Source organism: Mycoplana sp. BE70 (assembly GCF_031455855.1).
Lineage (GTDB): Bacteria > Pseudomonadota > Alphaproteobacteria > Rhizobiales > Rhizobiaceae > Mycoplana.
Genome location: NZ_JAVDTM010000001.1, coordinates 188,177 through 202,138 on the forward strand (window position 1 = coordinate 188,177; position 13,962 = coordinate 202,138).

Here is a 13,962-nt window from a genome sequence, read left to right on the forward strand (position 1 = left end):
CCGGTGGCAAAATGCAATCAGAATCGCCGGAGACTGCAATGAAGGACGAACATCGATCGGGCTGCCCGATCAATCTGACGCTCGAGATCCTCGGCGACCGCTGGAGCCTGATCGTGATCCGGGACATGATGTTCGGCAATCGCCGCCACTTCCGCGAGCTGCTGACGCGATCGGAGGAAGGCATTGCCTCCAACATCCTCGCCGACCGGCTGAAGCGGCTGACCGAGAAGGGGTTGATCACGAGGGCCGACGATCCGAGCCACAAGCAGAAGGCGCTCTACAGTCTGACGGACATGGCGATCGCCCTCGTGCCGCTCTTCGCTCACATGGGCGCATGGGGCCGCCGGCATCTGCCGGTAAGCGAAGAGCTGAGCATCCGCGCCGAACTCCTGGAGGCCGGCGGGCCGGAGATGTGGAGCGACTTCATGGACGAACTGCGCGCCATCCATTGCGGCGCGGCGCCTCCGGAGCGTTCCGTCTTTGCGGAGTTGCAGAGCGCCTATGAAGCCGTTCTCGCCAAGAAGGCTGCAATGCTTCTGGCGTGATCGTCAGTCCTTGCGGAACACCACGCTCGCGATCCAGCCGGTCAACAGGGCCAGCACGACGGCGAGGACGCCATAGGAGACCGGACGATTATAGGCGGCATTCGAGATCATCTGTTCCAGGCCGGTCTTGACGACTCTTAGCGGTAGCGCCTTCTCGCTGATGAAGACACCGTCGCGGAAAAGCTGGGCCCGCACGACATGGGTGCCATTCGGGACGTTGGCGGGCAGCTTCACGGTCGCCTTGAACAGGCTGGCACTGATGAACTGCACCCCGCCCGGATCGCGCTGGAAGTAGCCGCCGGTTTCCTTCAGATGCAGGAAGGCCTCGCGGAACGCGGCGACGCTGCTGCCGTCCCCGATGAAGCCGATCGGGTCGAGACGGATATGTTGCAGGCCCACGCCGATGCTGTTGAGCACCTGTTCGGATGCGATCTGATCGACATTGCGTGTGCTGGACAGGGAGTAGGATTCCGGCGCGAGCTCGAAGGTCATCGAATGACGGTTGACCCAGACGCCGAGCACGCGTTCCTTACGGCGGACCGTCATGTTGTCCTTCGGTCCTTCCAGCGCTACGACGATATCGTATTTGCTCTGCGCCAGAAGGTTCGGATCATAGCCCCCGATGGCGCCGAAGATGGTGAGGTCCGCCCCGCGAAAATCGGAGGAGATGGCGATCTCGTCGGTGGAGATGCCGATTTCCAACTGCTCGGTGTTTTCGGATTGTTTCTCCTGCGCGCGGACCGGACCGGCCAATGCCAGGACGGCTGCGGCAAGAAGGGCGTACGCCAGGCTTCTCATCGGCGCCCCCCTTCACTGACGACGGAGTAGATGTTTTCGGGCGCCAGCACGAGATCGACTGCAAGGCGCATGCCGACCGCGAGCACGAGAAGCGCAAGCAGGGCCCGCAATTGCTCGCCGCGCAAACGCTGGCCGACACGCACGCCGTACTGCGCGCCGACGACGCCTGCCACCATCAGGATGAAGGCGAGAACGATGTCGACCGAGTTGTTCGCCGTCGCCTGCATGATCGTGGTGAAGGCCGTTACGAAGATGATCTGGAACAGCGACGTACCGACGACCACGTTGGTCGGGATGCGCAAGAGGTAGATCATCGCCGGCACCATGATAAACCCGCCACCGACACCCATGATGGAGGTCAGCACGCCGATCGAAAAGCCGAGCAGGACGAGCGGAATGACGCTCAGGTAGATCTTGGATTTCTTGAACCGCATCTTCAGCGGCAAGCCGTGAATCCAGCTGTGATGGCCCGGCTTTCGCAGTGTCACCGGCTGGTTCTTGGCGGCACGGCGCAAGGCTCTGATGCTTTCAAACAACATCAGGATGCCGACTGTGCCGAGCAGCGCCACATAGAGCAGCGAAATGACGAGGTCGAGCTGACCGAGGCGCCTCAGCAGGGCGAACAGCCACACGCCCGCGGTCGCGCCGCAAAGGCCGCCGACCAGCAGCACGGTACCGAGCTTCATATCGAGCGTGCCGCGGCGGAAATGGGTGATGGCGCCGGAAACCGACGAGGCGACGACCTGGTTGGCGCCCGTCGCGACCGCCACGACCGGCGGGATGTTGTAGAAGATCAGGAGCGGGGTGATCAGGAAACCGCCGCCGACACCGAACATGCCGGAGAGAAAGCCAACCGCTGCGCCCATGCCGAGGATGATGAAGATATTCACCGAGAGCTCGGCGATGGGCAGATAGACTGTCACAGCATTACCCCGATGGGCCGGCGGCCCGGAACTTTCGGCGCCCCCTGACGCCACCCCTCACCAAGTCTGGACCGGCCGCCACGTGTTCTGGGTCAGAGAACACGCCCGGCATGCAGGTTTTCCGCGGGCGCGCATGATGCCTGCCCGTTCGCAAATTCCATCGCTCACGGTAGCGCCATGCATCCGCACGCAGATGGAAGCCGCCCCCGTATCATTCTGAAGCGGCTTGTGGTTTTTTCATGATCCGTCATGCCCGTGCTCAGGCGGCCCGTCAACTGCTCAACGGCCGACCATCAGGCTTTATGCGCCGCGGCGCATTGGCGGGCAATCAACCTTGCGGCTTGTTGCGCTTCAGCAACTCATTGACGAGCTTGTCGTCGATCTTGCCCGTCTCCGGCTGACCGACGGTTTTCTGGAAGGCCTTGATCGCCTGCACGGTCTTCGGCCCCATGCTGCCGTCCGGCGTGCCGGCATCGAAGCCATTGTTGTTGAGGATGGCCTGGATGTTGCGGACCGCCTTCTTCATATCGACGGACGCGGTCTTGGTGCCCTTACCGACCCATTCGTCGGGCAGGTCCACCGAGTTCGCCTTGTCATCGAGCGGCTGCTCCTTCCAAAGCTCCAGCTTGGCCTTCGCGCTCGAAAGCTGCTCGGGCTTCATGGCATTGGCAACCTCGTCGCGCTTCTCGGCGGCATCCCTGTCTCCGTCGCGAGCGGCGACCGCAAACCACTTGTAGGACTCTTCGAGATCGACCGGGACGCCATTGCCGCGCGCGTAGAGGATCGCCAGGTTGAACTGGCTGTCACGGACGCCAAGATCCGCCGCCTTCTTGAACCATTCGGAGGCGGCTGCGAAATCCGGCGCCTTGCCGCCGCCGGTCGCAAGCAGGACGGCGAGGTTGTGCATGGCGCTGGCGTTGCCCTGTCTGGCGGACAGCTCGTAGAGACTGCGAGCCTTGTCGAGATCGCGCTCGACGCCCTGCCCCTTTTCATAAAGGCTGCCGAGACGATACTGAGCCGGGGCAAAACCGCGCTCGGCCGACAATGCGTACCACTTCGCGGATTCCGCCATGTCAATCGAGACGCCGCGGCCGTCGGTGTAGCGCGCGCCGATCTCGAACAATGCCAGGCTGTCGCCGTCACCCGCCGATTTGGCCAGCGATGCCGGCTCGATGGCCGGCGGCACGGTGATGACGTCGGCGATCGTGCCGGACGGAGCGCCGGCGCTTGCAACTGCCTGCTCCCCGGGCGGAATGTCATTGACGGCCTTGGCCATCGTTGCGACCGGCTCGAAACCGCCGGTCTGGACGGCGATTGAATTGTCGGCCGGCCGTGTCAGCTGCTCGGCGCCGGTCACTGCCAAGGCAGGCGAGGCCGTGTCCATAGCGGTGTTTTCGACCATTGGCTTGGTGATGGCCTCACCCGCAGCAGCGGTGACCTGCGCCGGGGCAGCTTCCTCGAGAATTTCGACGGATGCCGTGTCAACGGGCACCGCGGCCACGTCGTCCTGGCTTGCAACTTCGACCGCGGCCGGCTTGGCGTCGGCGGTTTCGGGCGCGGCGATGTCCGCCTGCGCGACCGGCAAAGCCTTGGGCGCCTCGTCGCCACGCACCAGCGTATTGACGAGCGGATAGGACATGATCGCCAGCAGGATCGCGCCGACGGCCATCAGGATCGGACGACGATGGCGGCCGAAGGTCGCGGCAGCTGCGCCGGAGCCGGCCCCCTTCTTTTCCGGAGCGACCCGGGCGAGTGGATCGGTTTCCTCCGCCGCCATGCGAGCCGCGCGACGCGCCGCCGCGATGAAGTCCGCTTTGCCGGCATCGGCCGATTCAGCCTGGCCTTCCGCGGCCTGGTTGGCGCGGACACGCTCAAGGATCTTGCGCACGTCCGGCGCACCGGAACCGGGCTCCAGCAGCTGGTTTGCCACTTCGGGGGCGATTTCGTCGCCCGGGTCGATCGACGGAGCGGGATCGATCTGCTGTCGCTCCGCCACAAGCGGTGCTTCCTCCTTCGCCGGCGCGAAGCGGCGTGCGAGGCCGGCGATCAGGCTGGTCCGGCCGGCCTTCTCGGCGGCGGGCTTCGCGACCGCACTTGCGGCGCCATCGACCATCACGGAACCGGCGACATCAACGGCCATTTCGACCTCGCGGTCGGCAATTGGTTCATCCGTCGCCTGGTCGTCGCCAGACCCAGACGTCACGGTATCGTAGCCGTCGTCGACGAACGGATACTCGTCCTGCATGAGCATCGGCGCAGATACCGGCGGCATCGCCGGCGCGGCCTGCCGCTCCTGTCCGGGGTAGCGGTCATGCGGCGCTTCATAGCGCTCGCCCGGCGCATCCAGCTGCTCGAGCCGTCCGGCAATCTGGACCAGCGTGTCGTGCAGCGCCTCGAAGGTTCGGGCTGTGCGATCCTCGCTGGAACGCATCACGTCTTCCAGCGTGCGCAGGTCCTCGGCCAGCGCCGAGATTGCCGCCATGTCGGAGGGAGCGGCCCCCGCGTCACCATGGCGCTGATACGCCTGCATCACCGTCTCGGCGGCCTGACGGGCCGCCTCGATGATGTATTCGTCGTTCGTCGCCATGTAGTCTTCGATCGTCGCCATGCGGCTGTCGAAGTCCGACGGCAACGCGACTGCAGGCGACGGCTTGCTGATCAGGGTCGAGAGATTGGCGATCTGGGCTTCCAGGCTGCGCAATGCACCGCCATCATCCGCAGGTGCTGCGCCCGTGCGGTCGAGCCGCTCGGCGATCGCCTGCAGGCGGCTTTCGATCGAAGAGAAACGGTCATTGGCAAAAGGCGTCTCGGCCGGAACGTCCAATTCGTCGATGCGGCGGGCCAGATGGTCGAGCCGCTCCGCCAGCACATCATTGACCGCGCCCTGGTCGAGCGCGTCGATCTTGCGGGAAATATCAGTGAGATGGTGCGTCAGATCGGCGCCTATCGCCGGCGCGCGCTGGCCCTGCTCGATCATCGCCGACAGCTGATCCAGACGCTCTTCGAGACGGATGGCCGCTCTTTCGTGCGTCATTTCCTCGATCCGGTAGGCAAGGGTCTCCAGCCGCTGGCCGAGCCCCTGCTCGGCCGCCGGGCGGCGGGCCATCGCGTCAAGTTGGTCGGCAAGGTCGCCGATGCGGCCTTCGATGCGCTGGAACACCGCTGCCTCGGCGGCAGAATTCTGGGCGCGACCGCTTGCGGCGATCGCCCGACTGATCTCGTCGAGCCTTAGGTCCAACCCCTCGAACTGCGGGGAAAAGCGCCGGTCGTCCTGCTGGACGCTGCGGCCGAGTGCCTCCACCGCTTGCCCCATCGCATGCAGCTGCCGTTCCAGATCGCGCAGAGCCGGAGTGGCGCTGACCGTCTGGATCTGCGCCTTGAGCTCATCCAGCCGATAGGCGAGGGCCACCAGTTCGTCGTCGCGGCTTTGGTCGGAGGCGGTGAGCCTCTGCTCCACGTCGTTCCAGCGTCCCTCCATGCGGCGGACGGAATCCTCGCGGGCCAGGCCATCGAGAACAGAGCGCAGTTGATCGAATTCGACGCGCAGGCCGTCGGCTTCTGACCGGCCGGACTGCCGACCGAGCTGGTTGATGCCCTGGGCGAGCCGCTGCAAATCTTCGCGCACGTCATCGCCATGGTCTCGCGCCTCAGCGGCCTGACGAATGGCGCGCATCTCCGCACGCAGCGTGTCCATCTCGCGGCCGAGACCGTCGGAAATGTCGCGCTTCAGATCCTGCCGCAATCCGACAAGGGCGCGAGCGATCTCCGCCGTGGCGAAGTCGGGGGCAGCCTGCTGTGCGGTTTGCTGCTGCGAAGGATACCTGTCTGAGGGACGGGGGTCGGATCGGACGGCCTGCCGTTCGCGGCCCGCCTCCAGCGCGCGCTGGCGCTGCATGATTTCGCCAACCGGATCATCGCGAAGGGGGGTTGCCCGCGCGTTCTCCTGCCGCGGCGGCTCGCTGCGGCCATGACCGGCCTCTCGCCCGCGTTCGCGTCCGCCCATCAATCCTTCGATTCGCGCCTCCAGACCTTCTATTGTCCGGTTCAGCGCGTCGAATGAAGACCTGTCGCCGTAGCGGGGAGGATTTGCTCGCGATCCGTTCATGTTTTCGCCTCGCTTGGGAGCCCATCGGCTCGCCGGAGAACCTGCGTCGCGCCGCCGTCCTCGGTGCGCGCCGCCTTGCTGTTTTATGGGCCGGCAAGATTTTGGTGCCGGCGCTTCCATTCTGATGCACAGGCGGGAGACAACCTTTAGAAGGCACATCTTTCCCGGACCTGACGCTCCGATCGGCAGGCGAAATCTGAAACGATGAAACTATTTCGTGAGCTGCCCTCAAGCGCCACAATTCACGGAACATGGTAAATAAGCCGTTAACGCGGTCGAACTTTTTTAACGATTTGCTCATAGAAAAGGCCGACCGTACCGCGTTGGAACGCCGCAACTGCTGCGGGAGAGTGCTCGGGTCGCCGATCTGCCCTGCTCACTCGTAACTTCCGCGTGCGACCAATTTGACGTTTACGCAAACGTCAAATTTTCCTAGTATCTCTGTCAGTGCGTGGACAGAGGTCCGTCGAAGAGCCGAGGAACGCGAGACAATGCCAATCTACAAGGCCCCCGTGAACGAAACCATGTTCGTCCTCAACGACGTGCTTGCCATCGAGCGCTTCAATAACCTTCCGGGCTTTGCCGAAGCGTCGTCGGACATGATCGAGGCCATCGCCGGCGAAGCCGCCAAGCTCTCCGAAGAGGTCCTGCTACCGCTCAATCTTTCCGGCGACCAGGAAGGCTGCAAGCGCGGCGACGACGGTTCGGTCCGCGTGCCGAAGGGTTTCAAGGAGGGGTTCGACCTCTACCGGGATTGCGGCTGGCTGGGGCTCGCGGTTCCGGAGGAATTCGGAGGCCAGGGACTCCCCTATCTCCTGCACACCGCCGTCGCTGAGTACATGTCGTCGGCCAACATGTCGCTGATGATGTATCCGGGCCTGACCCAGGGCGCGATCGCGGCGATCCTCGTGCATGGCTCGGGAGCGCAGAAGCAGGCCTATCTGCCGAAGATGGTATCCGGCACCTGGACCGGCACGATGAACCTCACCGAACCGCACTGCGGCACCGATCTCGGCATGCTGCGCACCAAGGCGGTACCGAACGGCGACGGCTCCTACCGGATCTCCGGGCAGAAGATCTTCATCTCGGCCGGCGAACACGACATGTCGGAGAACATCGTCCATCTCGTTCTCGCCCGCGTCGAGGGCGCGCCGGAGGGTACCAAGGGCATTTCGCTTTTCATCGTGCCGAAGTTCCTGCTGAACGAGAACGGCGAACCGGGCAAGCGCAACGGCGTTTCCTGCGGCGCCGTCGAGCACAAAATGGGCATTCACGGCAATGCCACCTGCGTCATGAACTACGACGAGGCGACCGGCTACCTGATCGGCGCGGAGAACAAGGGCCTCAACGCCATGTTCGTGATGATGAACGAGGCGCGCCTGGGTGTTGGCCTGCAGGGGCTCGCCGTCGCCGAGGCCGCCTATCAGAACGCCGCCAATTATGCCCGCGAACGCATCCAGGGCCGGTCGCTCTCCGGGCCGAAGGCACCCGACAAGCGCGCCGATCCGATCATCGTTCATCCCGACGTCCGCCGCGCGCTGCTGACCATCAAGGCCTGGAACGAAGGCGGGCGCGCCTTCCTGCTCTGGACCGCGCTTCAATCCGACATTGCCCACCGGGCGGCGGGCGAGAACGAGCGGCAGACCGCCGACGATCTTCTCGGGTTGATGACGCCGATCCTGAAGGGTGTTCTGACCGATAAGGGCTTCGACCACGCGGTGATGGCCCAGCAGGTCTTCGGCGGCCATGGCTATATCGAAGAGCACGGCATGAGCCAGTACGTGCGCGACGCCCGCATCGCCATGATCTACGAAGGCGCCAACGGCATCCAGGCGCTCGACCTGGTCGGCCGCAAGCTCGGCATGAACGGCGGCCGTGCCGTCATGGCGCTGTTCAAGGAGATCGGCGACTTCTGCGAGGAGAACCGCGCCGACGAGAGCCTGTCCTTCTTCACCAAGCACCTGAAGAAGGGGCTGAACGACCTGCAGGCATCGACCATGTGGTTCATGCAGCACGCGATGGCCAAGCCCGACAATGCCGGCGCTGGCTCCACCGACTACATGCACCTCTTCGGCCTCGTCGTCGTCGGCTACATGTGGGCGAAGATGGCGAAGGCAGCACAGGCAGGACTGACGACCGGTGCCGGCGAGCGCGAGGCGTTCCTGCGCAACAAGCTGATCACCGCCCGCTTCTTCATGGAGCGCATCATGCCGGAAACGGCGCTGCGCAAGGCCCGCATCGAGACCGGCGCCGAGACGATGATGGCGCTTCCGGCCGAGGCATTCTAACAGTTTGCCCTCACCCCAACCCTCTCCCCGCTTGCGGAGAGAGGGAGTACAGTCGCCGCGGCATCGTCCCTTCGCCCCACTTGCGGGGAGAAGGTGTTGGCAGGCGGATGAGGGGCCGGCGGACGAAGAGAGAGATTGACGGCGCAGCCGCGCCGATAGGGAGAAGAGATTAATGACCGACGTCTTCATCTACGACCACGTGCGCACCCCGCGCGGGCGCGGCAAGAAGGACGGGGCGCTGCACGAGGTGCCCTCCGTCCGCCTCGCGGCGAAAGTGCTCGAGGCCATCCGCGACCGCAACGGGCTCGACACATCGAAGGTCGACGACATCATCATGGGTTGCGTCGATCCGGTGATGGACGCCGGCGCCGTCATCCCCAAGGCGGCCGCCTTCGAGGCCGGCTATTCCTCCAGGGCCCCTGGCATGCAGATCTCGCGCTTCTGCGCCTCCGGCCTGGACGCCGTCAACTTCGGCGCCGGCAAGATTGCGCAAGGCGCCGACGATCTCGTCATCGCCGGCGGTGTTGAGAGCATGTCGCGCGTCGGCATGGGCATGTCCGGCGGCTCCTGGTACATGGACCCCTCCGTCAATTTCCCGGCCTACTTCATGCCGCAGGGCGTCTCCGCCGACCTGATCGCCACCAAATACGGCTTCTCCCGCGACGACGTCGACGCCTATGCGGTCGAGAGCCAGAAGCGGGCGGCGAACGCCTGGGAGAAGGGCTACTTCAAGAATTCCGTGATTCCGGTGAAGGACATCAACGGCCTCACCATCCTCGATCGCGACGAGCACATGCGCCCGGGTACCGACATGCAGGCGCTCGCCCAGCTCAACCCCTCCTTCCAGATGCCTGGCGAGATGGGCGGCTTCGAGGCCGTCGCCATCCAGGCGCATCCGGAGATCGAGGCGATCAACTACGTCCACCACGCCGGCAACTCGTCCGGCATCGTCGACGGTTCCGCGGCCGTGCTCATCGGCTCGAAGGAAGGCGGCGCGATCCTCGGCAAGAAGCCGCGCGCCCGCATCAAGGCCTTCGCCAACATCGGTTCCGATCCGGCGCTGATGCTGACCGGCCCCGTCGACGTGACCGAGAAGCTCCTGAAGCGCGCCGGCATGCAGCTGTCCGATATCGACCTGTTCGAGCTGAACGAGGCCTTTGCGGCCGTCGTGCTGCGCTACTGCCAGGCTTTCGAGATCCCGCACGACAGGATCAACGTCAACGGCGGCGCCATTGCCATGGGCCACCCGCTCGGCGCCACCGGCGCAATGATCCTCGGCACCGTGCTGGACGAACTGGAACGGCGTGACCTCAACACCGCGCTGGTGACGCTCTGCATCGGCGCCGGCATGGGCACGGCGACGATCATCGAGCGCGTCTGACAGGTTTCGGGAGAGAGAAATGACCTACAAGAACTTCACCATCGAAACCGACGTCGACGGCATTGCGCTCGTCACCTGGGACATGCCCGGCAAGTCGATGAACGTGCTGACCGTCGAGGTGATGGACGAACTCGACACGATCATCGACCAGACGGTCGCCGACTCTGTGGTCAAAGGCGTCGTCATCACCTCCGGCAAGTCCTCCTTCTCCGGCGGCGCCGACCTGTCGATGATCAAGTCGATGTTCACGCTGCAGCAGGAGGAAAAGGCGAAGGATCCGGCCCAAGCCGTCGAAAAGCTCTTCGCGCTGACCGGCCAGATGAGCGGGCTGTTCCGCAAGCTTGAGACCTGTGGCAAGCCCTGGGTGTCCGCCATCAACGGCACCTGCATGGGCGGTGCCTTTGAACTGTCGCTCTCCTGCCATGGCCGCGTCGCCTCGAATGCCAAGTCGGTCAAAATCGCGCTACCCGAGGTCAAGGTCGGCATCTTCCCTGGCGCCGGTGGCACCCAGCGCGTGCCGCGGCTGGCGAACACCCAAGACGCGTTGCAGATGATGACCACCGGCTCGTCGCTTTCGGCCGCGCGCGCCAAGGCGATGAATCTCCTGCATCAGGTCGTTGCTCCCGAAGACCTGATTTCTGCCGCCAAGCAGATGATCAAGGACGGCCTGAAGCCGGTCGCCCCCTGGGACGAGAAGGGCTTCAAGGTTCCGGGCGGCGGCATCTGGACGCCGGCCTCGGCCCAGCTCTGGCCGGCCGCCCCCGCCATCCTCCGCCGCGAGACGGCCGGCAACTATCCGGCTGCCCTCGCGATCCTCAAGTGCGTCTACGAGGGCCTGCAACTGCCCTTCGACACGGCGCTGAAGGTCGAGCAGCGCTACTTCACCCACATCCTGCAGACCACCGAGGCCTTCTCGATGATCCGCTCGCTGTTCATCTCCATGCAGGAGCTGGGCAAGGGTGCGCGCCGTCCCGCCGGCGTGCCGAAGGCGGAGTTCAGGAAGATCGGCATCGTCGGTGCCGGCTTCATGGGCGCCTCGATCGGCTATGTCACTGCCGCCGCCGGCATCCCCGTCGTTCTGATCGACCGCGACCAGGAGGCGGCCGACAGGGGCAAGACCGTTTGCGAGAGTCTCGTTTCCGGGAGCGTCGCCAAGGGCCGGATCAGCAAGGAGGAAGGCGAAAAACTGCTGTCGCTGATCACGCCGACACCGGACTATGCCGCACTTGCCGACGCCGACCTCGTCATCGAGGCGGTGTTCGAAGACCGCGATGTGAAGAAGGCCGTCACCGAGAAGGTCGAGGCCGTGCTACCGGAGGGCGCAATCTACGCCTCCAACACCTCGACGCTGCCGATCACCGGCCTTGCGAAGAACTCGAGCCGCCCGGCCCAGTTCATCGGCATCCACTTCTTCTCGCCGGTCGAGAAGATGATGCTGACCGAGGTGATCCTCGGCAAGGACACCGGCGACAAGGCGCTCGCCGTCGCTCTCGACTACGTGGCCGCGATCAGGAAGACGCCGATCGTCGTCAACGACACGCGCGGCTTCTACGTCAACCGCTGCGTCTTCCGCTATATCGGCGAGGCCTACGACATGCTGATCGAGGGCGTGCCGGCGGCGATGATCGAGAACGCGGCGAAGATGGCCGGCATGCCGGTCGGGCCGCTGTCGCTCAACGACGAGGTCGCCGTCGATCTCTCCTACAAGATCTTCAACGCGGCGATCGCCGACCTCGGCCCGCAGTCCGTCGACCCGCGCCACATGGAACTGGTGACAAAACTCGTCGAGGACGGCCGTTTGGGGCGCAAGAGCGCCAAGGGCTTCTACGACTACCCGCCGAAGCCGGCCAAGAAGCGCCTGTGGCCGGGCCTGAAGGACCTCTATCCGCAACAGCGGCCGGAAGACGTCGACGTGAAGGTGCTGAAGGAGCGGCTGCTCGTGACGATCGCGCTGGAAGCGGCCCGCACGGTCGAGGAAGGCATCGTCACCGATCCGCGCGAGGCCGATGTCGGCTCCATCCTCGGCTTCGGCTTTGCCCCCTATACCGGCGGCACGCTCTCCTACATCGACGGCATGGGTGTGAAAACCTTCGTAGCGCTGTGCGAGACGCTCGCCCAGCGCTACGGCGATCATTACAGGCCGACGCCGCTGCTGCTCGACATGGCCGCCAAGGACGAGTCCTTCTACGGCCGGTTCGATCCATTTGGAAAGAAGGCGGCGGCATAGGCCGTCGTCCCTGACCCTAACGGATACATTTCACCAAAGGGCGGGGGCCGCGGCTCCCGCCCTTATTTCGTTTCCCGGATCACAGCGCGCGGCCGCCCACGGGGTCTCCCCGCTCAGTAGCAGGGCGGATAGGGGTAGTAGCCGCAGGCAGGCGCGTAGGGGCGATAATACGGGGCGGCCGCGTAACCGGCGCCGGCTGCTGCGCCGGCATACCAGGCACCACGATAGGCGGTCCGACGCGCGACACCGGCAAAGGACGCGGGCGTTCTCGGCAGCCCTATGATGTCGATGAAGATCGATGCCGGGCCATCGGCACCGTCGAGGCTCCCCTCGAGGACCTCCACGGCGAAGGCCAGCCGGTCACCCTCGCGCTTGGGCGATTTGAGCACGACGACGGCATCCCGGATCGTCTTGCCGTCCTTGCTGAAAGCCGAGACCGTCGCATTCGGCGGGTCCTTGGCGAAACTGTCGCTGCCTTCCGCCCACTCCTCCAGCAGGTGATCCGTCAGCGCGTGGCCCGCCGACCGTACCGGACGATCGGCGAATATGACGGCGTTCGTCGAAACACCGGTCAGCGTCAGCGTGTCGCCCGTAAGGCTGGCGCCGTCCGAATTAAGAACGATCAGCGAGGGCACGATATCGGGCTTCGCCTGGCCAATCGTCTTCTGCAAGGGAACATGGGCCGGCGCCGGCTGTGCGCTCTGGCTGAACGCCGCCGCCGGAATGAGGGTGAGCATGAGAACAGTCAGCATCTGCGTGGCACGAATCATCGACCCCTCCAAGGAAGTGTGCTTCGATCAACCCATTGCAGGGAAGAAAATTCCCGATCGCATACTGCTCGGCGCGCGATCAACTCGCGCACCGCAAACCTTTTTAAACGTGCAAGACCAATCCAGTCTAGGGCATACAACCGGGACCCGCAAGGATCCCCGATCGAGGCTATGCGGAGTCGAGCGCAACCAACTCAGTTGATCGGGATGCGAATGCCGCCGCCGGGTTCCGGCGGACGGGCGTAGTCCGTGTTGTTGGCAGCGCTCTTAGCGCATCCGGAAACGGTCAGCAGCAGAAGCGCGGTTGCGGCGAAGGTCTTGAAAGACATGGGATACTCCGATCCGGATTGCAAACCAAAGGCAAACTGACAGAAAATCAGCCGCGCATCTGGTCTTTCCATTGAAGCCAGAAACGAAGCCAGGGCAAGCCCGTTCAGAGCGAAAGCTTGTAGCCGACATGGCTGGCGACAAAGCCGAGGTCTTCGTAGAAGCGGTGCGCGTCGGGGCGGCTCTTGTCCGTCGTCAGTTGCACCAGCCGGCAGCCGCGGGCGCGACATTCCGCAATCGCCCATTCGAACATGCGGTGACCCAGCCCCTCCCCGCGCCGGCCGCTTGCGACGCGCACCGCCTCGATTTGACCTCGCCAGGCACCGCCGCGGGACAGGCCCGGGATGAAGGTGAGTTGCAGGGTGCCGACGACCTCCTCGCCATCGACGGCGACGGCGAGCAATTGGTTCGGATCGGCGTCGATCGCCGCGAAGGCCGCCTCATAGGCGGTGTCCGGCATCTCACTCTGGATCTCGCGTTGTGCGCCCAACGGATCGTCGGCAAGAAGCGCAACGATGGCGGCAAGATCGCGCGGCTCGGCCTTGCGGAAGTGGATGTTCCTCATGACGGCATCCCTATCCCGCTCGGCCCACCACCG

Annotated in this window: 10 protein-coding genes; 4 read left to right on the forward strand and 6 right to left on the reverse strand. The window is 64.6% G+C overall.

The window, feature by feature from the left end:
* The first annotated feature begins 38 nt into the window (after positions 1–38).
* Entirely contained in the window at positions 39–545 is a 507-nt protein-coding gene (locus tag J2Y48_RS00975) for a helix-turn-helix domain-containing protein (protein ID WP_310411332.1), read from the forward strand.
* 3 nt (positions 546–548) lie between these two features.
* On the opposite strand, the gene J2Y48_RS00980 is transcribed toward J2Y48_RS00975, so the two are convergent.
* The 3 genes from J2Y48_RS00980 to J2Y48_RS00990 form a co-directional block, all read right to left on the reverse strand.
* A complete protein-coding gene (locus tag J2Y48_RS00980) occupies positions 549–1,343 on the reverse strand; it encodes a TIGR02186 family protein (RefSeq protein ID WP_310411334.1) in 795 nt (264 codons plus the stop codon).
* The gene (locus J2Y48_RS00985) at positions 1,340–2,266 is read right to left on the reverse strand and encodes a sulfite exporter TauE/SafE family protein (RefSeq protein ID WP_310411337.1); all 927 of its coding nucleotides are present in this window, start codon (positions 2,264–2,266) and stop codon (positions 1,340–1,342) included. The genes J2Y48_RS00980 and J2Y48_RS00985 overlap by 4 nt, the downstream gene beginning before the upstream one ends.
* 328 nt (positions 2,267–2,594) lie before the next feature.
* Positions 2,595–6,371, reverse strand: coding sequence for a peptidoglycan-binding protein (locus J2Y48_RS00990; RefSeq protein ID WP_310411340.1), 3,777 nt, complete (start codon positions 6,369–6,371; stop codon positions 2,595–2,597).
* 491 nt (positions 6,372–6,862) lie between these two features.
* On the opposite strand from J2Y48_RS00990, the gene J2Y48_RS00995 reads away from it, so the two are divergent.
* The 3 genes from J2Y48_RS00995 (at position 6,863) to J2Y48_RS01005 (ending at position 12,267) form a co-directional block, all read left to right on the forward strand.
* Positions 6,863–8,659, forward strand: a complete 1,797-nt coding sequence (locus tag J2Y48_RS00995; RefSeq protein WP_310411343.1) for an acyl-CoA dehydrogenase C-terminal domain-containing protein — start codon at positions 6,863–6,865, stop codon at positions 8,657–8,659.
* A 172-nt stretch (positions 8,660–8,831) separates the two neighbouring features.
* Positions 8,832–10,040 (forward strand): acetyl-CoA C-acetyltransferase, encoded by a 1,209-nt coding sequence (locus tag J2Y48_RS01000; protein ID WP_310411346.1) that lies wholly within the window; start codon positions 8,832–8,834, stop codon positions 10,038–10,040.
* 19 nt (positions 10,041–10,059) lie between these two features.
* Positions 10,060–12,267 (forward strand): 3-hydroxyacyl-CoA dehydrogenase NAD-binding domain-containing protein, encoded by a 2,208-nt coding sequence (locus tag J2Y48_RS01005; protein WP_310411349.1) that lies wholly within the window; start codon positions 10,060–10,062, stop codon positions 12,265–12,267.
* Between the two features lie 113 nt (positions 12,268–12,380).
* On the opposite strand, the gene J2Y48_RS01010 is transcribed toward J2Y48_RS01005, so the two are convergent.
* From J2Y48_RS01010 to J2Y48_RS01020, 3 genes are all read right to left on the reverse strand, one after another.
* Positions 12,381–13,037: a hypothetical protein gene (locus J2Y48_RS01010; protein WP_310411352.1), complete on the reverse strand. Its 657-nt coding sequence runs from the start codon at positions 13,035–13,037 to the stop codon at positions 12,381–12,383.
* 194 nt (positions 13,038–13,231) lie between these two features.
* The gene (locus J2Y48_RS01015; protein ID WP_310411356.1) at positions 13,232–13,366 is read right to left on the reverse strand and encodes a hypothetical protein; all 135 of its coding nucleotides are present in this window, start codon (positions 13,364–13,366) and stop codon (positions 13,232–13,234) included.
* Positions 13,367–13,470: 104 nt separating this feature from the next.
* The gene (locus J2Y48_RS01020) at positions 13,471–13,929 is read right to left on the reverse strand and encodes a GNAT family N-acetyltransferase (RefSeq protein WP_310411359.1); all 459 of its coding nucleotides are present in this window, start codon (positions 13,927–13,929) and stop codon (positions 13,471–13,473) included.
* Between the last annotated feature and the right edge of the window lie 33 nt (positions 13,930–13,962).

What these genes read in the sequence shown, in the direction of transcription:
- J2Y48_RS01015 (WP_310411356.1), bottom strand. Translation starts at nt 13,366, where the DNA reads ATGTCTTTCAAGACCTTCGCCGCAACCGCGCTTCTGCTGCTGACCGTT.
- J2Y48_RS01000 (WP_310411346.1), top strand. Translation starts at nt 8,832, where the DNA reads ATGACCGACGTCTTCATCTACGACCACGTGCGCACCCCGCGCGGGCGC.
- J2Y48_RS00990 (WP_310411340.1), bottom strand. Translation starts at nt 6,371, where the DNA reads ATGAACGGATCGCGAGCAAATCCTCCCCGCTACGGCGACAGGTCTTCA.
- J2Y48_RS01020 (WP_310411359.1), bottom strand. Translation starts at nt 13,929, where the DNA reads ATGAGGAACATCCACTTCCGCAAGGCCGAGCCGCGCGATCTTGCCGCC.
- J2Y48_RS01005 (WP_310411349.1), top strand. Translation starts at nt 10,060, where the DNA reads ATGACCTACAAGAACTTCACCATCGAAACCGACGTCGACGGCATTGCG.
- J2Y48_RS00980 (WP_310411334.1), bottom strand. Translation starts at nt 1,343, where the DNA reads ATGAGAAGCCTGGCGTACGCCCTTCTTGCCGCAGCCGTCCTGGCATTG.
- J2Y48_RS01010 (WP_310411352.1), bottom strand. Translation starts at nt 13,037, where the DNA reads ATGATTCGTGCCACGCAGATGCTGACTGTTCTCATGCTCACCCTCATT.
- J2Y48_RS00995 (WP_310411343.1), top strand. Translation starts at nt 6,863, where the DNA reads ATGCCAATCTACAAGGCCCCCGTGAACGAAACCATGTTCGTCCTCAAC.
- J2Y48_RS00975 (WP_310411332.1), top strand. Translation starts at nt 39, where the DNA reads ATGAAGGACGAACATCGATCGGGCTGCCCGATCAATCTGACGCTCGAG.